The organism is Pseudobacteriovorax antillogorgiicola (assembly GCF_900177345.1).
GTDB classification, from domain to species: Bacteria; Bdellovibrionota_B; Oligoflexia; order Oligoflexales; family Oligoflexaceae; genus Pseudobacteriovorax; species Pseudobacteriovorax antillogorgiicola.
On the sequence record NZ_FWZT01000002.1, the window covers coordinates 457090 to 476457 of the forward strand.

The window sequence follows — 19368 nt, forward strand, 5'->3', positions numbered from 1 at the left end:
CTCTAGAAACCAATGTTCTCGGTGATCGGCTCACGCTTACACCCTGCCTTAGAAGGGTCCTGGCAGCAAGCTCTGATTTGATTTACCTGCTCTTGATACCGATCTTGCCACTCCTGTGCCGTCAGCAGGGCGCTAGGGGGCGGCATCCAATGGGAATCTGGAAATTGATAAAAGCTGGCAAGTACTCCTTTGATGCTCTTCAATCCCACCGAGTAATCCAAGAAGGACTCGCAACTAAAACGATCGCCAACACGATGGCAGGATGTGCAGAGGTTGCCGCCCTCAACCGTGACGGCTTGGGTTGAAGGCCAGTCGGCAAACTCCTTCCCGACAATCCTGTATGGGGTATCGGGTGCCTTTGGAACTTGTCCCGAACCGGCTACATAGGGGCTGTGGATAAAGGGGTCGCTATCATGGCACTGGTGGCAATAGCGTTGGGCTGTCTCCGCGGGGGGAAGCCAAAAATCCTTCACGTTCGGGCTATCATCTGGGGTGCTGGTGGGAAGCTCGTGAGGCGGTGGAACGCGCCGCCCATCACGGGCGATTCCGACATCTTCAGGCATCTGGAAAAAGCAGGTTGCCCCTGTGGATTTCCTGTGGATGATAATGGAAACATCATCAAATAATGGGTCGTTGGGGTCGCGTAGCTTATAGCGACGGCAGATGATTACACCTACAGCATCAGGGTCTTCAAAGGTAATTTTCTGAATCCTACTATAGGGGACGCACTGTCCTTCGGCCCGGTCCTGATAATCCAACATCGCTGGTCGATCACATTGGAGGCCTGGTGGATAGGTACTCGGCTCTTGGCCTTGAACTGTGACTCTAAGCGTTTCTCCGTCGAGACAGTTTATCGGTGGAATATAGGCAATCTCCTCAGCACAGCGCCGTGCGTAGTTAACTATCGGTGGTGCACCGTCTAGGCTGGCAAAAGGGTTGCTGGCGCTGATGGCTAGTTTTTCCTTGTGTAGGAGCCTTCCATTTTGGGTCATGCAAAGAAAAAGGCTTTTTTGGTCCTTAAAAGGAATGGTGCTTGCGATTCTATGGGAGATAGAACCCGGTGTTACTAGTACTCCTTGAAACTCCGCCGGATGCTGCTCACAATCAAGTTCTTGTGTTCCGTATCGTATCAGATAAGGCTGACCTGGCTCCAGCCAGCCAACGCTGTCTCCGATCCGAATCCATAGAGTGTTGTCGTGAGATTGCGCTCTGATCTGGACGCTAGGTTGCAACACCGGAGCAGCTGGTTGCGCCTTCTCCTGATCGACTGTTTTGCAGACGCTGACAAAAGTAATCAGTACACATACAACTAAGGTGGAAGCGATTTGTCTCAATGGGTGGGAGTCTCCTGATTTGATCTGCCCTTATAAATATTGTAGAGCTTGTCTAGGGAGACTGCTACGGCAGGCCTAGAAAAAGTGCTAGAATGATCCCTGGCTCGTGACAATCGGCTCAGTAGAGGAATAGATTCGGATGGGTGAAACGATATTAAAGTTGGAAGATGTGGCTGTCTCGTTCCGTTCGGGGAAGACTGAGAAGGAGCTGGTCCAAGGTGTGAGCTTCTCTATCGAGCAGGGGCAAACGTTTGCCCTGGTAGGCGAGTCTGGGTCTGGTAAGAGTATTACATCGCTAGCGATTATAGGGCTGTTGCCATCGATGGCTCAGGTCAGTCAGGGAAAAATATTTCTCGGTCAGCAAGACTTGAGCCGCCTGGATGAGCGTCGCTTGCAACAGATTCGAGGTCAGCAAATCGCTATGATCTTTCAGGAACCCATGACCAGCTTGAACCCACTCAGCAGGGTGGGGCGGCAAATTATGGAACCAATGCTAGTTCACTGCCTCCACGACAAGAAGGAAAGTCGAGAGAAAGCTCTTTATCTGCTTGATAAAGTTGGTATTCCCAACCCCCATGAGAGTTTTAACAAATATCCTCACGAACTCTCGGGAGGTCAGCAGCAAAGAGTCATGATCGCGATGGCTTTGTCGTGCAATCCAAGGCTTTTGATTGCTGATGAACCGACGACTGCTCTCGATGTTACGGTGCAGAGGCAGGTACTCGAACTTATCCGATCGTTGCAAGACGAGTTTAGTATGAGCTTGCTCTTCATCACCCATGATCTTGGAGTTGTTGCTGAAGTTGCCGACCACGTAGGTGTGATGTATCAAGGCAAGCTGGAAGAGGTCAACGGGATGACCGAGCTGTTCCAAAGGCCTCGCTCTGCCTATACCAAGGGCTTGATTGCATGTCGACCGCCTCTGGACTTTAAGCCTAGGCGTCTGGCGACCCTTGATGATTTTCTGCAGCAGCGCAAGATCGAAGTGCTTAGTGAGCAAGTTCCCCATTCTGATAGTTCAATCATCTTGGAGCTAAAAGACATCAGCAAATCATTTGCTGGCTCAGGTATTCTACCTTGGCAAAAGAAAAAGGCATTCAAGGCTGTTGACAGTGTCAGCCTGAAGGTAGCTCGTGGCTTGACCCTTGGGATTGTTGGAGAATCAGGCTGTGGGAAGACGACGCTAGCGCGGACGATGATTCGGCTCTTGACCCCCGATGCTGGTCAAATCCTTTTGGAGGGTCAGGACATTGGGTTCAAACCCCAACGAGACTTGGTCGATATTCGACGGAAAATGCAGTATATCTTTCAGAATCCCTACGGAGCCTTGAATCCAAAGATGACGGTCGAGGACATCATGCTGGAGCCTATGAAAATTCATAACTATGGTGGCTCTCTTGCTGAGCGCCTGGATAAAGTGAAACATCTAATTGAGAGAGTCGGCCTAGATGCAACAATGCTGCAGAGATTTCCCCATGAGTTTTCTGGGGGGCAAAGACAACGGATATGTATCGCAAGAGTTTTGAGCCTCGACCCAGAGCTTATTATCTGTGATGAGTCGGTTTCCGCTTTAGATGTGTCTGTGCAGGCGCAGATTCTCAACCTTCTCCAAGATCTTCAAGAAGAAAAAGGGCTCACCTATATCTTTATCTCTCATGACTTGAGCGTGGTGAAATACTTCTCAGATCAAGTAGCTGTTATGTATCAGGGTAGGATTATCGAGAATGCCCGTGCAGATGAGATTTACAATCATCCACAGCAGGCATTTACCCAGGAGCTGCTATCAGCTATTCCTAAAGACTTTCCAGTAGGTACTGATGATGTGTTAAATGAGATTTATATTCGTTAATTGGTCTGGCCAGGTATATGTTCCAAGGTCTCACTGCTTCTTGTGCAGATCGTTTCCAATAGAAATCAGGTACTCCACAACTTTCTCGGTGCCCAAAGATTTGAGAACAAAACCAGTCACATTGGGTGACCACTGATGGGACTGAAACCCTTTGGCAACAGAGCCTACGAGCAAAATAGGGAGGCTTTGTTCTTGCTCATATATGACTTGGCTGATTTTTAAGGCTGTTTCAAATCCTAGGTCGCAATCAATAACAGCAACGTCGAAATCTTCGTGATCGACCTGCTTCTTGCGATCAAATAGTTGCCATGAATAATTCAGACACCATCTCAGGCAGGTCCTCTGCAGCTTGATTGCGTAGGGGAGGTTACCAGTGAAAAGAATGACCTCCACATTGGCGAGCACAGCGACACGCTCGCGGCGGACCTCAGGAAAAATGAGTTCCAGGGTTGCTTCATTCTTACCAATGGTCATGATGCCCTTCCTTTTCTTTTCAGACCTTTGCCCCACTTCCTATCGGAACGTTCCCGAGGGAGGCAGGAGTCTTCTCCTAGCTCGACCAAAATCTTACGAAAAATTAAACCCTTCCATCCATACCGGAATGTTTTCTAAATAGCTTGCCTTGTGCAGGCTCTGAAACTGCTGCAAAGTCCATTCCTCACGATCTATTAATACTGACTCATGAGCCATAAAAATTTGATAAGAACAGTCTTGAATGGTCTTGGCGATGCGATGGTATTCATCACCCTCAAAATAGATAATCGCAGACTCTTCCTTGGGAGACAAGTTGCGAAAAAGGGATAGTTTGGCTACCTTGCCGCGGCAGGCTCTGAGCGCTGGATAGGCCTGACCTTTGACGAAGAAAGCTCCAAAATCAGAGAGATCAAAGGTTTCGTGAAATTTAGTCAAGATGGTGGAACCTGCTACCAGGCTGAGAACCTCTGAGTCCCTTAGGGTTCCATAAAATGCATAGTTGCTCATTTTGACACCAAAGAAAGGGATTTATGTTGCCCATCCTGGGAATTATCGGTGGGGTGAGTTATCATTCAACCATCCACTACTATAAAAGAATCAACGAAGCTTATGGAAAAGCTAAAGGCGGCCATTCTTCGGCACCAATCATGATAGACTCCCTTGACTTTTCAATTGTGGAGCGTTGTCGTCTGGCAGGAAAGTGGCAGGAACTCGCAAACTCCGTTTTGTCTGCTGCGCTGCGTCTCGAACGGGTTGGCTGCCAGGCAATCATGGTTGCAAGCAATACCTTACATAAATTCGCACCCCTATTAGAGAGTAGGCTAGGAATACCCCTGCTTCATATCGGCGACGGAATCGCCTTTGAGTTGAATCAGCGCCAAAAACAAAAGGTACTGCTTCTGGGTACCAAGTTAACCATGGATGAGCCTTTTTTGCGGCAGCGCGTTGAATCTAAGTTTGAGGGGAGTATCCTATGCCCCGACCCTGAAGAGAAGCTTGAGCTGAGTCGCATCATTTACGAAGAGCTGACTCAGGGTATGATCAAAGAGTCTTCGAAAGCCTTCTACGAAGCCATTTGCAGCAAGTATCAAGAATTGGGTGTCGATGGGATACTCATGTCGTGCACCGAGATTGGCCTTCTTATTCCCGCAGACGAAGATCGGTTTCTCGATTCCTTGGAAGCCCATGTGAGTGCTGGAGTCGAATTCCTTCTTGTGTCAGAATAGAGTCCGAGGAATGTGCAGCGGAGCAGACATGGCAACACAGATTAACATTAGCGAGTTTGCTCTCGATTATATGACCAAACTTAGTGAGGTCTTAGATCAGGAGATACTCCGCTATTATAGTGATATTGTTGAGACAGTTGAAGATGGCGATGACTCTCAGCAAGATGCCGAGCGCTTGAGGCTCATTATCTTGGATCAGATCTGTAGCCGGTCCGAAGATACCGATAGACTCGATCGTATTGTAAGCAATAAGAGTGGCAAATCGGAGTTTCTCGATCGTTTAAAACAGGACTGGGAGCGTTTGCCCCACCGCTTGGTGGCCAAGCACTGGCACCTCGTTCGGCAAGTCGCAGCAACCTATCATATCGACGTAAAATACGATAATGATCAAGAGTTTAACGATATTGTTGGGGTTGCCCAAGAAGTTCTTTATCAGTCAGCAAAAAAGTATATGCGAAGGCCCAGGGGAGACTTCAAATCCTTCGTATGGCCTATACTGAGGCAGAAAATTAAAGAGGAGCAGGGTCGCAAGCATCCGGTGCCATTCAAGATCCGAAAAAAGCTCCGCGCTCTGGGAGATCTCAGAGAGGCCTACAGCTATCGAACTGACGTCACGTTAACCAAGGACGTAGTACGGGACGCGTTACAGCTGAGCGAGCAGGAGTTGGATGAACTGCTATCGATTGAGGCTGTTTGGGGCAATGGTGCCGAAATTGAATCTGATGTTGTGATTGAAGATATTGAAGAACCTGATCTATCTCCCAATGCCCTCGCTATATTGGTAAGTATAGAAAACGAAGCCTTGCTCAAAGAGGCCATTGATCAGTTGAATGACAAAGAAAAAGCTTTGATTCATGGGCTCTATTTTCAAGATCACTCCGCCAGAGAGCTTGCTGAGACACTCGATATACCTCTCAATGTTCTTAAGAAAAATCATAAGAAAGCTCTGAAACGGCTCCGGCAGATTGTCGATGGCGAGAGCTAATCGCTCTTAGCTCAGCTGCTGTGGTACACTAGGGTGGGGTTGCGCCGGTCGAATCATCAAGATTGATGCAGGAGAACCGACAATTAGTTTCCAGGGAGCTGTCTTTGATCATGGTGTGCAGACCCCTAAGCAATTAGGGGAGCCTAAAGTGATCAGAGTGGCACCCACCGTAATGGTGGGTTCCCCTAGCTACATCTATTTGATCGGTTGCGCCCTACTGCAGGCCCGGCGATAAGCTTTAGAGATTCTTCTTTTCCTTTCCAAAGTGTCTGTTTCCAGCTAAAAAATGACTAAGATTTGTGATTTTTCAAGAACTGGGAAGATTGATATGCGCCTAGCTATTCTAGGAATGCTTCTTATAAGCTTCTTTCAAGCTGCTCATGCAGAGGCAGAGAAGAACTGCCAATACCTTGCAGGTGCTAGCGCTCATGACATTACCGGGCCAATGATCGGCACCATAATGAATGGCTACGGCAGCCCAGATCATCGGCCGCACGGAATCCATATGAGGCTCTGGTCGCGGTCTTTGGTGTTACAAGACTCCTGTACGGGACAAATTGTAAGTCTCACTGTGAATGACTTGGGAATGATATTTTCTGACTTGAAGCAGACGATTTTAGATCGATTGGAGCAAGAAGTCCCTGGGCAATTTTCACACCGTAATCTGTTGCTGGCTGCAACCCACACCCATTCCGCTCTTGGGGGCTACTCTCATCGCACCCTTTATAATATTCCCACCCTTGGTTTTCATTCTGAGGTCTATGAGGCGATCGTCACTGGGACCGTAAAATCTATCATAGATGCCTATCATTCCATGGAGCCCAGTCGACTGTTTGTGAATCAGGGAAGGCTATCTGGAGCTGGTTTTAATCGGTCGATAGCCGCTTACAACAGCAACCCAAGTTGGGAACGTGACCTCTATTCAGCACCAGTGCCAGAGACCATGACGTTGCTCAAAGTCGTTAAAAAAAGTGGGCAGGATCTAGCCAGTTTCAATTGGTTTGCGGTTCATCCCGTATCGCTACCTTTAAGTGGTCAGATGATTAGCGGTGATAACAAGGGCTTGGCAGCATACTATTTGGAAAAATCTGTCACGCAGAAACAAGGACAAAAAGGTTATGTAGCTGGATTCCTACAGGGCAATTCAGGAGACGTGAGCCCTTATCCAATCTCTATTGATGGCTATCAACATCAAAAGGGTTGGCAAAGGCTCGAAGATTCGGCCCAGAAACAGTTTCAAAAAGCAAAGGTTCTTCATCAAGAAGCTAGGCAGGAGCTGGCTGGGCCAATGAAAATAGTTCATACCTTTATTGATCTTCATACCTATGGGATTGATGGCCAGAACGGTGGGAAAACATGCTACGGAGCTTTAGGGTTTGCGTTTGCCGCAGGCACTGAAAATGCAAACCCTCTGGCTCTTTTTGAGGAAGGCCTACCTAAGCAAGGGGCCTCTTGGCCTCATCTCCAGCTCATGCCTGAAGATCAGTCCTGCCATGGCGAAAAAAAAATCCTGCTGCCCACAGGGCGCTTCAATCCCTCCTGGACGCCCCATGTGCTACCATTTCAGATTATCACGATCGGCTCCTTAGCAATTATTGCTGCACCATTTGAGATTACAACCATGGCGGGACGAAGAATGAAGCGTTTACTTCGTGAATCCATAGAGTCCCTCGGGATTCGCTATACGGTCTTATCAGCGCTTGCCAACGACTATGCTCACTATGTAACGACCCCCGAGGAGTATCAAGCACAGCATTACGAGGGCGGTTCGACTCTCTTTGGAATTCGTACCCTTGAAGCCTACATAGAGATCTATCGCAAGCTCATGACTCAGCTAAAGGCTAGCGAACCATTCAGAGTTAAAAAAGGCTATGAGGCTCTACAACGGCCTTGGTTTAAGGCTGGTATCGAGCTTACACTTGACTCGAAACCGATTTACAAAAACTATGGAAGTTTGGTGGTACCCCTGATGAGTCAATACCAGCACGGAGAACCAATAACAGCTAAGTTCTGGGCTGGAGATCCTCGACATAGCCAAGCCAACAAAGGAAATTACTTTCGCATAGAGAAACAGTCCGCCACTTCAAGTGACTGGCAAGAGGTGCTAAACGATCACGATCACGAAACTCGCGTCCATTGGGAGGCTGCGGGTTTACGCCAATCCCAGATGGTTTTGACCTGGTTAACGTCACTGTCAAGTCAGGAGGATGGAGTTTATCGCATCTGTCATCGAGGCCAAGCAAAAGGCCTCTGGTCAGGGCTTCAGCCCTACAACACTTGCAGCAAGCCGTTTGCATTGCGAAGAAAATAGTTCGTGTATGCTAGCCGATAGAGTTGTTCGCCTCATACCTTTTGATATGGATTGAAATCTCGTTTCGGAGGCTTCCTCATCTTTCAATGTCAACAGAATTTACCCTGTATTATTAAAAAGTATCCCTCCAGTCTCTACCTGGGGCTTGAGAATTCCGAGCGCAGCGAATTCTTACCAACGTCATACTTTGCAAGTCTTTTTCGTAAGTTCCCAAGAGGTTTTCGTCGATATTGATATCTGACTGGCATCGATATCCTATATTCTTGATGTCTGCGCTAATTGGGATTTCTGTATGGAACAAAAAGTGCTCGTAATCGACGATGACTTCGATATCCTTTTGCTGATATGTGACATCTTAGAGTCGCATAACTATACCTGTGAGGCAGTGTCTAATCCAAGTGAAGTCTTGAACATGGCGAGTGAGCAGCTAACGGCCTTCGACCTAATATTTACCGACATCAAGATGCCCGAACTAGATGGCTTTGATTTGATCAGCATTCTTAAGGATAGGGGCGTTGAGGTTCCAGTGATTGCTGTGACTGGCTTGCCGGACGAGGGACAGTCCCTTTTTGAAACCAAGCTATCTCGTAGGCGATGCAGCCCAGACTATATTGTAAGAAAGCCATTTACCTTTGACCAAATTTCACAACCGAAGAAATTTCACTGGAATCTTATGGAATAGATTCCGATTGTCCCCATGTGTGTCTCGTACTCGCAGGACGTTGTTGAGAAGGGCTACCGGTGTTTCCTGCCAATTGGATGAAATGTCATTTATAATGTAGGAAGATGCTGAGTACGTCTAAAGTTTGGGGTCAACATGCTTTCAAAAAAATCAAAAGTAGCAATTGTGACGGCTAATTTCAATGTTAAGCAACTAATCATTGAGTGCCTTTCTACATTTGGCTTTACTGATGTTCAGTCCTTCGAAACCACTCACGAAGCCTACGAAGTTTGCTCTCGCGCCCAGTACGACTTGTTTATTGTTGAGATGGATATGCCGGATAACCCTGGAGTGACCCTCATGCAGAGGCTTCGTAGCACAGGCAACTACGGCTTTGAACCGATGCTTTTTTTAGGTAGTCGTATGAATGAGTCGACGTTGAACTTATTTCTCGAATTTGATGTTGACTACGTTTTGATGGGAGCTCTGGACAAGGAGCGCTGCGAGGCGAAGCTCAAATATCTGATCAAAACTGAAAATCATCTTCCCGAACCCGTTCAAAAATATCGTGATGCAAAATCTGCCTATTGGAATGGAATCTATGAAATGAGCCGGGATTTGGTCGATGACCTGATCAAGATGGGTGTTAGCAACGAGCGTGTTATGGTCCTCAAAGGGGATATTCTAGCTCAAGAGCAGAACAACAGCGAGGCAGCTAGCTACTATCAGCAGGTCCTTACCAAAAACCCTAGCTCCCTTTGCGCCAGAAACAAACTAGCAAAATTAAAGATGGCTGAGGGCAAGTACACCGAGGCAAAACTGATGCTTGACGAGATGGTAGAATTGAATCCTCACCATCTTAAGGCCTTGGAGAATGCGGGCTTCACGAATTTTGAATTGGGTTATGACGATCTTGCCAAGCAACAGATGGCTCAACTGGAGAAAATGGATAGTGACAACGATACGGCAAACACAGTTTTGACAAAGGTAGCTATCCGTGAGGGTGATTACGAGACGGCGAGCAAGCGTATGGAAGGGCAAGATAACTCCCAAGAGATTGCCGAAGAGTTGAATAAGGCCGGAGTAAAGCTCGTTAAGGACGAGGATTTCGAAGGAGCTATCAAGGTGTACCTTGATTGTTTAAGACTCATCGAAGATGAAGAAATGACCGCTAAGATCTGCTATAACTTGGCATTTGCCTATGCAAAGCTCAAGAATATGACAAAGGCTCGGGAGTTTTGTGAGAGGGCGCTGATGGCGGATTCAGGGCTGGAGCCGGCCCAGAAGATGATGGCTCAGCTAAACAAGCAGACAGCTTAGGCTGGGAGCAAAGTCGCCCCTCAGCCTTGCCAGCACTTAGAGGCTGCTTTGCTTGTTAGCTGGTGTCGTGTAAATCGTGGCATCGATCTTTATTTTGTCATCGATAACCTTATCTGCAGCTAGCTTGAATATTGAAGAAGAACCATACTTAACATCGAAAACCGTGCGATCAAAAGTCATGGTGGCCACAAGCTTGTTGCCATCGAACATCACATTTTCGATCTTAACTTCAACTTCTTTACTGTCTTTGCTGTTTTTCTTATTGATGTCTTTTGTGATACCGCGGACAGTTAGCTTCCCTTGCAACTCGTACTTATTCTTGCCAGTACTTTTAGCTGAAGTGATGATCAATTTTGACTCTGGGTGTTTTTCGGTGGCAAAAAAGTCTGCAGACTCTAAATGGCCTACCAATTTCTTATTCCACTTTGGGTCTTTGACGTCTTCGTTTTTGATGGACTTCATGTTGACGACAATCTCACCGCCAGTTAATTTGCCGCTGTCAACTTTTAGGTGCCCCGACTTAACATCGATGGTCCCATTGTGGCTGTCACCGATCACCTTTTTACCCATCCACTCAATTTTTGACTGAGCTTTGTTGATGTCCATATTGCCAGCGAGCGCTGATGAGGATAAAAGAAGGGCACTTGATGCTAAGCTTAGGAATATCTTTTTCATACCAGAAATCTCCTTGAGTTTTTTACTTACGGGTTGCCACCGGCAACACCTCTACTATTCGGTGTTCCGCAAGTTTTGAAAATACTTAATTAATGGATATACTGTTCGTATATCAGAACAATCAAGGTTATCCTAATGATTGATTCCAACAGCTTGATATTATTTGTAAAAATTTATGAACTAGGCAGCTTCTCTGCCGTGGCAAAAGAGCTTAGGCTTGCCAAAAGTGTCGTGAGTCAGAGAATCTCCAGCCTGGAGGAACAGCTCAACGTCCGCTTGCTGAATCGTACCACCCGCAAGGTGACGGTCACGGACGAAGGGATCAAGCTCTTGCCTCTAGCTCGGAACGTTGCTGAAAGTGTCAGCGAAGTGATGGCTTACTCCGACTCTTTCAGCCAGGAGCCTTCAGGGCGCTTGCGGGTGACAGCGCCCCACGATATTGGCTATCAACTCTTGGAAGAGTTCATCCCTAAGTTTCGGGCTAACTACCCTAAAGTGCAGGTGGATTTTCGTTGCTCAAATCAGTATCTAGACTTAATCCAGGAGCAGATCGATGTCGCTATCCGTGTGGCAACCAAGGGTTTAGAAGACTCGTCCTACATATCCAAGAAGCTTTTTCGTAGCCGCTTGGGCCTCTATGCAAGTCCAAACTTGGATGGCATCGAAAACTTACAAAAGGTCGACGAGCTGGTTCAGTTTCCAGTGATACAAAGGACTCCTGTAGACTACGTTGAACTGAACTGTAATGGCAAGATAGAGCGTGTTAACACGGGTAGCCCCATCCTGGTTTGCAACGACATGTACGGAGCGATGATAGCAGCCCGCTCGGGAATTGGAGTCGCTCTGCTGCCGCTATTCTTGGCCGAGAAGATGGTCGCATCCGGAGATCTTGTTCCAGTGCTACAAGGTACCAATATTGTTTCTGGTAGCTTTCACCTAATCTACCCAAGTAGGCGCCATATACCTAGAAAGACCCAGGTATTTCTGGATATGCTCTGGGAGCAATTCAATCCCCGAAGCGAAGATACGATCCTCTGATTATCAATTCAGCTAGCCCAGGACTCGTTTCTCTCATGATTGCTTTCTCTGATTCCCTGGTATCCTGGAATCCATACTTCGTGAGCTCATAACAATTCAGTGATAGGGAACCGTTTTTGTCACATTATCGCATTAGAAGTTAGGTCGATTTTCAAAATCCGCTTCCGTACTTTCTACCGGCTATGGGGGTGCATGTTTTATTCTCTTTCCTTTTTAAATAGCTATGCAGGGACGATCGTAGCTATAGTGATGTCGCCAAAGTTGACTTTGAAAAAGAATCTTAACGACACAATCTTTTAAACTCTACTATCATTTGATACCCTTAAGACAACTACATTTTAAGAGGTCTCCTTGGAAGCTTTGAAAGTAGAAAGGTTAAACCCGGTTGAAGCTGCATTCTGCAAGTTCGACAAAAATAAAGAGCAGAGAGATAGATATGAGCCATTTAGCTCGGCAATTCGAGACATAACTCTCTACAAACATCAAGAGATTTGCAAGGGCTCAAAAGTGGATCTTCTTCCCTGCCAAGATCCATTTTCTTCAATATTCGGTCACTGGATGACGCTAATTATAATTTCTGGAAAAAAGCTAAAGATATGTCTAAAGACTCACTTCAATACCGCGGAAGGCTTCTATCTTTTAGAGCAATCTACGATCGGACGAAAAAAGAGGTCCGAAGCTGATTTATTAAGATCTTTTGACTTTATGAAAGAACTCTCTAATGAAGTTGCCGGTAGGATCAAATCTAGCCTGGGATCAGAAAATAGTGCTATCGGTTTAAGCCTTCCATTACTTACAAGAGGTTTTGACGAAGTTCTGTTTATTGATCGAATTATTAAAGCAAATAAAGGTGAAGAAAGAGCGCGAGAAACCTGGAGTATCAATTGTAACGGGCATCTCGTCACCTATACAGCTGAAGTTCAAGTCCTTGAGTGGGATGTTTTTAACGACCTACAAACCCCGCAAGAAGATTCCGCTGGGAATACGGAGTTTCTATGAATCAGTCATTGTCAGATCCTACTGCGGAGCTCATCGCAGCGACTCAAAGCTTGGCAGCAAGTCACGAGATTGTAGTTGAACTTGAAAGGGCTAAGCGCAATATCGAACAGATGATTGATGGGCTAACCACATCTTTTGCGATTATCAGTGAAGCTGGAATTATCTATAAAGCTAATAGACTCATGGCGCAATACTTTAATGTCTCCATAGAAGAGCTTCTAGGAAGGCAGATATCAGACATCTTTCATCCAGAAGTATGGAGCGATTTCCAGGAAAAAGAAATGATCCTGATAAATGCAGAGCGCAAACATCACATCGAGATAGAACTACCGATAGTCGACTATGAGGGTAAAACTAAAGAAATCCTATGGACTATGCGCCCTCTCAGTGGCATTAGCGGTAATTTTCAACGTCTATACCAAATACTGGGACATGACATTTCCAAGGTAAAAGAATATGAGCGTCAGATTGATGTGATTTTCTCTCATATTCCCATAGGTTTATTTACAATTAATCGTAGCTTACGTATAGAAGGCACTTACAGTGAATATACTAAGACGCTTTTGGGATCAGACTCTCTCGACGGTAAATCACTTCTAGATTTGCTTTCTGGAATTATGGAAGGTTATTTAAGGGATCTTCAACTTAAAAAATTCCGGATACTTAAGGAAGCGTTCGGACAAAGTCATGAATGGTATGAGAAAAATAGAGTTCAGTTACCCAGTGAATTGGAGGTACAGCCTCTAGACTCACAAGAGAGCGTCAAAATCTGTTTAAACTATAATCCTGTATATATGCAGGATCACATTGATAGATTTATTATTATGATAAACGAAATAAAAGTGTCTGCAAAATAATTTTGGCTTGAGTATTGAGGCGACTCGAACGTGATTTTGGTGGACAGACTCAGTTCTGAGCCGCTTCTCCGATCGCAACTGGGATGAGAACGTCGATACGTACCGTCTCTCCGATAGGGTCAAAATCAGCGTCGTAGATTTCCATATCAGGTCCATCTAGCCTGTCATAATCCGATTCAGGCAGAAACTTGCCCCAGATGAAATCAAGAGTAGAAGCGAAGGCATCGAGAGGGCCATCATGGCGAAAGCGGGCATACCTCGCTCCTGGTATTAATCGCCTGATCATTCCAGGGGGTACTTCATCAGGAACCCGTTCCACCCGGCAACAAGCGAGGTAAGTCAGGTAAGAACCATAGCGGCTTGGTATATCTGCATCTTTGTTCATGCAGACCCCATAGGTCTGGTCGGAACAACGCCCGTTGATTTCATGTTGACGGGACATAAAATCATGCCACAGACGCCCCGCTTCTTGGACATGATCGGCGCCTAAGGCCCTCCCCATTCCCACATACCACGCTTCCTCCTGCAAAACCTCATCATGGAGAGCACAGAAGTCTCCTGCAAGATTTTTCAACATTTCTTGGCTCACTGGAGGACGTCCTTGAAAGAAAGGTTGCGGCTTTCTACGAAAAGCTCCAGGTGCCTGATTGAAAAAGCGTTTGAACGCGCGGTGGAATGACTGCTGGGATTCAAATTGAGCCTCTAGGGCGATATTGAGGATGCTAATCTTGGTCCTCATTAGTTTGTTGGCGGCCTCCGTGAGACGACGCTTGCGGATATAGTCGGCCAGGGGTTCCCCTACCAAAGCCGCAAATAGCCGCTGAAAATGATACAGGCTGTATCCAGCAGTCTCGGCCACTGCTTCAAGAGATATAGGGTGAGCCAGCTGGTTCTCAATATAGGCTAGAGCCTTTCGGACAGCGGGGATGTAGTGTTGCATATTAGTCTTTGATTTTAATTTGTTACAGCCTACAACACTCAAAATAGCACAAACGGTTAAAACCGTCACCGTTGAAGAAGATAGTCTTCCTATTGTCGGAAGGCGCAAGGAACTAGGCAGGCACAAAGAGGTCCGCCTTATATAGTATCCACTCATCTAATTTGAAAGGACACCGTAATGAATACAGAAAAAATGAAAATCAACGGCGGCATAATCACCGACAAACTCGCGGAAACAAGAGCCTTCTATATGGACCAGCTTGGCTTTCAAGTTACTTTCGACTCAGACTGGTTTTGCTTGCTTCACTGCCCCGGCAATCCCAAATCCGAAGTCGCCTTCCTCACCCCCCACCACCCAAGCCAGGGAGAGCTGTTTCAAAAGCCGTTCAAGGGTGATGGGGTTTTCTTCACCATTGAGGTTGACAACGTTGACGAAGTCTACGCCAAGATCAGGGCTAAGGGTGTCAATATCGCCCTCGATATCAGGGATGAGGAGTGGGGTGATCGTCACTTTGCGGTGACGGATCCTAACGGCATAGGCATCGATTTCGTGACTCACAACCCAAGATCGTAATATTCAATTCGCAAGTCAGGTAGAATGGATAAAATGGGGGATATGCTCCAAATTGCGATCTCTACTAGACGTGGAAGGTTAGCACTATTTACGATCCTTCGAAGGCTCAACAGCTTAGCCGTAAGAGCAAGCTTTGCTTTCCATAAGCTAGGAGAAGCCGCTCGAAGGACTTTTCTTTCAGACTGACTAATAAATATTCGTCTATAGAATTTCTAAAATCCAATTTCCTCTCCACCGTGATTTGCGACATTTTCCCTAGGAGATGAGGTTTCACATGAATCTATAATACAAGCGGATGCTTTACTACTAAGTTGGCGTCAGGAATGGTGCTATGTGTTTCATGCCACCCTAAAGAACACGACTCCAAACTTCAATGGCACTGCCTGACACTAGAGAGGTGGTATCAGCGGAGAAAGTAATCTCATTGTTGGTATAACTCATGACCGTGTGGATATAATAGGTATCTCCCTGGTGTTTTCCAGATATAGCTCCATCACCCAAGACGATAAATTGCTGAAAGGCTGCAGGTGCCGCCGCCATCGTGCGAAGTAAACATGAATCATTGGTTACTGTGACTTCACTGAGGGAGCTTACGACCAAAGTTCCAGTTTTAGGACTTTCCGGGCTTACACCAGAAGCGCTATCATTGTAGTAGCAGGTAACATTCCAGGTGCCTATCATCACGTCTTCGATTGGTAAAGGGTTTCTTTCGTTGCTTGCAAATGTCGTAGTACCCAAGTTGGTTGTAACGCCGTTTTCTACGGTGACGGATACATCTTTAATATAGGGAAACTTTTCTAGGCGTAGCGTATAAGTCCCCTTGGGAGTGAATAGGAGATTAAAGGCTCCATTGTCACCAGTTCGCACAAAGTAGGGCTCACCAGGAATGTACACATCCACTCCCGCAAGCGATACATTGGCATCTGCGAACGCAACTGTCCCAACGATGGCGGAAACTTGCCGAACTTGGTAAGTCCCGAGTGCAATAGTATCCAGCCCCTGGTCATCCTCGCTCACATCACTTTCTTTGAGTGAGACTTTTTTTCGAATGCCTAGGGCCTTGCCCTGGCCATCATCTGGGATTTCCACTCTAACGGTATAAGTGTATTCTTCGTCGACGGCTCCCACCACATCATCGTCTTCGGTAGTGCTAGTGTCACTACCCTCTGTGGAACCATCAGTTTGTGTCAGGGAATAGGAGCCATCCACTACAAGGCTACCAGGTGCCACATCAAAGGTATAGCTACCATCTTCGGCGATACTTGCCTCAGAAACGACGAGCCCATCATTTCTTTCGAGCAAAACCTCCTCTCCAGAAACCACCGTGTTATTGTTAGCATCTTCTCCATTTTCGATCGTGCCGGAGATGATTAGTGCCCCCGTAGGGACAGGGCTGTTACTCTCTAATATAGCTCTTTCATTCGAATCGCTGCTACCGTCATCGTTACAGGCAATCGAGAACAGAATTAAAAAGATAAACCTATGCATCTTAAATCCATGTTTAGCTAATGGTGGTACTGAATCCTAAGGGTATCAGCTCTTTAGCTACGATGGTAGTTTAACTTACATCCGGCATTAGTAGTAACAATCATCATGTAAGAAAGCCTTCTAGGCCGTTGAGAGGGTTTGCTCTGTAGAAGTCGATTATGGCTTGCCGCTCTTCTGGCAAAATCCATTAGAGCAATTAGTGCTGATACAGTTTTCATATAAGACTGATCGCATTCCATTCAATTATTTAAGTGTTTTGCTTGTCTTAGTTCCGCTTCATCTGGGAGATCTTCAATCCCTAGCTTTTTATCAGGTACTTCGTTCTCTTCCCACGTCCTGTAACCCCTACCAGCCCTCTATCTCGCAACCGCCCAAGTAACTTCTTCATACCCAACTCAGTCATCGGCACAAAATTCTGCAACTCAGCCCGCGATAACTCCCGATCAGCTAGTGCTTCCATAACAAGCTTCTCATTCTTACCGAGATTGCTATCAACAATGAAGCTGTCTGCCTTTTCAATAACATTCTCTTTCAAGTATCTAGCCTGCCTTGCGAGAATATTGCTGAAAAAGTTAATCCAAGGATGGTAATCAACTGTATTGCTTAGAAAGCTGGCTTTAGTTTCTCTTAGTCTAAGGTAATAGGCTTCCTTATTGTCTTCAATATACTTCTCATGAGATACATATGGTATCCACTCATAGCCATTATTGAGAAGAAGCCAGATAGTTAGAAGCCTAGACAATCGGCCGTTGCCATCTTGAAACGGATGAATAGCCAGAAAGTGCACTACAAACCAGGCAATGACCATTAGCTTTGGTGTATTGAGATCGATATGCTGGTGATATATCTCAATGAGTTCAGTCATTGCCGACTGAGTTTGCGGCCCTGGTGGTGTTGTTTCAAACCAGGTTCTTATTGGATTACCAATCTCATCTTGCTCAATAACATTATTAGGGGCTGTCTTGTAGTTCCCTCTTAGCTCTGGAGCGAGCATCTCGTTAGTAAATTGCTGAGTCATCAGTTGATGCAGGGTTTTGACATTGTGCTCGCTAATTCTATCTTCACCCGAGCTATCGTAGATATATTGAAGAGCATCAATATAGCCTGCGACCTCGCGTTCAGAGCGGGACGATATGGATGTAATCTTTCGCCCCTTAGCAACAAAGTCACCCACCTCTTTATCACTCATGAGAGCTTTTTCGATACGAGTTGAAGCCCCTGAAGAAGTTATGATCGAAGTCTTCTTTAGTGATGCAATTAGGCTTTTTGAAAGCCCGGTAGTCTTTACCCAGAGGCCCGTGACATGCTCAATTTCAGCGATGTTTCCCAGTACGTCCAGGTCTGGTCTGTATGAAGGTAATGTTCTGATTTCGAATTTCATAACTATCTATTATTATTTGAATGATTTTTTAGGTATACCGTATTTCTTTGTAAAGTATACCTTAACAGTATACTGAAAAACACAAGTAGTATATGGAAAAAGTATACTGAAAGGCTAAATCCCCAGAACTTTTCAAAAAACCCCTCACCAGCACTGCTGGCCAAGCCCTACAAGGATTTCACTCTGAGGTGGACCCCATGGGTTAGGCCAGTAGAAGTGATCTTTTAGTTATCCTATCATGCTGATTCTTTCGGGTCGGGAACCGGCCTAGGTGTGGAGAAGGCGCCTCCTGCTCTGAAGCAAGAAACTCCGTCTATACCTTAGCATGCTCGATAGAGACTGTGAGGCTTATAGGGATGTAGTTCATCGAATCAATTGATTATTGAAACAAGTCTTTAGCATATTAGAGGTTTTTCTCGATTGTTTTTAAGAGATTACCCAGTGCTGTTTGGTAGCTAAGCCGGATAGCTTCTTTTGATTCGGCAAATGCCGGTGGATTATCCCATTCTCCAGTGATGGGTGAGCGAACCTCAGCGGTATCTCGCCATACAATACGGTTTGTTCCTGTATCGACAAGGTCAAACTGTACTTGGGCATGTCCTTGGGGAGCACCTAGAGGAATAAAACCGTAGTAAGCTCTCTCAAGCCCGTAGCGGATCGGTTCGATGACGAGAATAAAATCGATTCCGTCTTTTTTTAGCTGACGATAATCAAGGTCCGCGTAGTGGATTTCATCTTCACCTTTTGTCCGTCGATCTTGAGATTTGAACTCAGGTAGCGACATAATTGTCTTGCTTTCTATAGTTACAACGTTTCTTTCCTGTCCCGAAAGTGCCTTGCTGAATTTACCCTCATAGCCATCGGTGTACTCATCATCAAGTCTCATGGCGTTGAGTGTCGCAATCAACGAGGAATTAAGACCTTGCGAGATAGCCATATCGAGAATGCCTTGAGCGCCTTTCTGATAGAACGTTGCTTCCGGGTGCTTCTTAGAACCTACACCGACTGTAGAGGATTTAACCTTCGTAAAGCTACTATCGAGGGGTATTTGGGTCGTCACGCAACCCGTAAAGATAATAGAGGCTAGAATTAAGGGTAATGATTTAAAATGCATAGAATTATTCCTGGTTCTGAAATAGGTTAGCTGTCCCCTTTATAGAGCTTCAATTTTGCCTAATATTGCAGCTGCCAATCTTGTTAGTTTGACTAAGCTGAACCGACTGACAAAAACCTAAGACTGCGATGCTCTACTGGAAA

The 19368-nt window shown here is 46.0% G+C and carries 18 protein-coding genes; 10 read left to right on the forward strand and 8 right to left on the reverse strand.

Features of this window, described 5'->3' with window-relative positions:
• Positions 1 to 2: 2 nt before the first annotated feature.
• Positions 3 to 1334, reverse strand: coding sequence for a hypothetical protein (locus B9N89_RS04405; protein WP_132314958.1), 1332 nt, complete (start codon positions 1332 to 1334; stop codon positions 3 to 5).
• Between the two features lie 139 nt (positions 1335 to 1473).
• On the opposite strand from B9N89_RS04405, the gene B9N89_RS04410 reads away from it, so the two are divergent.
• Complete coding sequence (locus B9N89_RS04410; RefSeq protein WP_132314956.1) at positions 1474 to 3183, forward strand: ABC transporter ATP-binding protein; 1710 nt, start codon at positions 1474 to 1476, stop codon at positions 3181 to 3183.
• 30 nt (positions 3184 to 3213) lie between these two features.
• Here the strand turns inward: B9N89_RS04410 and B9N89_RS04415 are convergent, their stop codons facing one another.
• The gene (locus B9N89_RS04415) at positions 3214 to 3657 is read right to left on the reverse strand and encodes a hypothetical protein (RefSeq protein WP_132314954.1); all 444 of its coding nucleotides are present in this window, start codon (positions 3655 to 3657) and stop codon (positions 3214 to 3216) included.
• A gap of 93 nt (positions 3658 to 3750) precedes the next feature.
• A complete protein-coding gene (locus B9N89_RS04420) occupies positions 3751 to 4164 on the reverse strand; it encodes a gamma-glutamylcyclotransferase family protein (RefSeq protein ID WP_132314952.1) in 414 nt (137 codons plus the stop codon).
• Positions 4165 to 4187: 23 nt separating this feature from the next.
• On the opposite strand from B9N89_RS04420, the gene B9N89_RS04425 reads away from it, so the two are divergent.
• The 5 genes from B9N89_RS04425 to B9N89_RS04445 all read left to right on the forward strand — a co-directional run bounded on the left by B9N89_RS04425 (position 4188) and on the right by B9N89_RS04445 (position 10160).
• A complete protein-coding gene (locus B9N89_RS04425; protein WP_132314950.1) occupies positions 4188 to 4883 on the forward strand; it encodes an aspartate/glutamate racemase family protein in 696 nt (231 codons plus the stop codon).
• 28 nt (positions 4884 to 4911) lie between these two features.
• Positions 4912 to 5868, forward strand: a complete 957-nt coding sequence (locus tag B9N89_RS04430) for a sigma-70 family RNA polymerase sigma factor (protein WP_159455138.1) — start codon at positions 4912 to 4914, stop codon at positions 5866 to 5868.
• A 328-nt stretch (positions 5869 to 6196) separates the two neighbouring features.
• Complete coding sequence (locus tag B9N89_RS04435; protein ID WP_234996065.1) at positions 6197 to 8179, forward strand: neutral/alkaline non-lysosomal ceramidase N-terminal domain-containing protein; 1983 nt, start codon at positions 6197 to 6199, stop codon at positions 8177 to 8179.
• Positions 8180 to 8471: 292 nt separating this feature from the next.
• On the forward strand, positions 8472 to 8861 hold the full coding sequence (locus tag B9N89_RS04440; protein ID WP_132314944.1) for a response regulator: 390 nt from the start codon (positions 8472 to 8474) through the stop codon (positions 8859 to 8861).
• A 135-nt stretch (positions 8862 to 8996) separates the two neighbouring features.
• Positions 8997 to 10160 (forward strand): tetratricopeptide repeat protein, encoded by a 1164-nt coding sequence (locus tag B9N89_RS04445; RefSeq protein ID WP_132314942.1) that lies wholly within the window; start codon positions 8997 to 8999, stop codon positions 10158 to 10160.
• A 36-nt stretch (positions 10161 to 10196) separates the two neighbouring features.
• Here B9N89_RS04445 and B9N89_RS04450 read toward each other — a convergent pair whose 3' ends face one another.
• The gene (locus B9N89_RS04450) at positions 10197 to 10835 is read right to left on the reverse strand and encodes a YceI family protein (protein ID WP_132314940.1); all 639 of its coding nucleotides are present in this window, start codon (positions 10833 to 10835) and stop codon (positions 10197 to 10199) included.
• A 135-nt stretch (positions 10836 to 10970) separates the two neighbouring features.
• On the opposite strand from B9N89_RS04450, the gene B9N89_RS04455 reads away from it, so the two are divergent.
• From B9N89_RS04455 to B9N89_RS04465, 3 genes are all read left to right on the forward strand, one after another.
• Positions 10971 to 11873 carry a LysR family transcriptional regulator gene (locus B9N89_RS04455; RefSeq protein ID WP_132314938.1) on the forward strand — a complete coding sequence of 301 codons (903 nt, stop codon included), beginning with the start codon at positions 10971 to 10973 and terminating at the stop codon, positions 11871 to 11873.
• A gap of 351 nt (positions 11874 to 12224) precedes the next feature.
• Positions 12225 to 12872 carry a hypothetical protein gene (locus B9N89_RS04460; RefSeq protein WP_132314936.1) on the forward strand — a complete coding sequence of 216 codons (648 nt, stop codon included), beginning with the start codon at positions 12225 to 12227 and terminating at the stop codon, positions 12870 to 12872.
• Positions 12869 to 13729, forward strand: coding sequence for a PAS domain-containing protein (locus tag B9N89_RS04465; RefSeq protein ID WP_132314934.1), 861 nt, complete (start codon positions 12869 to 12871; stop codon positions 13727 to 13729). Before B9N89_RS04460 ends, B9N89_RS04465 begins: the two co-directional genes overlap by 4 nt.
• 49 nt (positions 13730 to 13778) lie before the next feature.
• On the opposite strand, the gene B9N89_RS04470 is transcribed toward B9N89_RS04465, so the two are convergent.
• The gene (locus B9N89_RS04470; RefSeq protein ID WP_159455139.1) at positions 13779 to 14669 is read right to left on the reverse strand and encodes an effector binding domain-containing protein; all 891 of its coding nucleotides are present in this window, start codon (positions 14667 to 14669) and stop codon (positions 13779 to 13781) included.
• A 192-nt stretch (positions 14670 to 14861) separates the two neighbouring features.
• Between B9N89_RS04470 and B9N89_RS04475 the strand changes: the two genes are divergently transcribed.
• Positions 14862 to 15242 carry a VOC family protein gene (locus B9N89_RS04475; RefSeq protein ID WP_132315746.1) on the forward strand — a complete coding sequence of 127 codons (381 nt, stop codon included), beginning with the start codon at positions 14862 to 14864 and terminating at the stop codon, positions 15240 to 15242.
• Between the two features lie 348 nt (positions 15243 to 15590).
• On the opposite strand, the gene B9N89_RS04480 is transcribed toward B9N89_RS04475, so the two are convergent.
• The 3 genes from B9N89_RS04480 to B9N89_RS04490 all read right to left on the reverse strand — a co-directional run bounded on the left by B9N89_RS04480 (position 15591) and on the right by B9N89_RS04490 (position 19225).
• Complete coding sequence (locus B9N89_RS04480) at positions 15591 to 16730, reverse strand: hypothetical protein (protein ID WP_132314930.1); 1140 nt, start codon at positions 16728 to 16730, stop codon at positions 15591 to 15593.
• 298 nt (positions 16731 to 17028) lie between these two features.
• Positions 17029 to 18111 (reverse strand): Fic family protein, encoded by a 1083-nt coding sequence (locus B9N89_RS04485; protein WP_132314928.1) that lies wholly within the window; start codon positions 18109 to 18111, stop codon positions 17029 to 17031.
• Positions 18112 to 18514: 403 nt separating this feature from the next.
• Positions 18515 to 19225 (reverse strand): hypothetical protein, encoded by a 711-nt coding sequence (locus B9N89_RS04490; RefSeq protein WP_132314926.1) that lies wholly within the window; start codon positions 19223 to 19225, stop codon positions 18515 to 18517.
• Between the last annotated feature and the right edge of the window lie 143 nt (positions 19226 to 19368).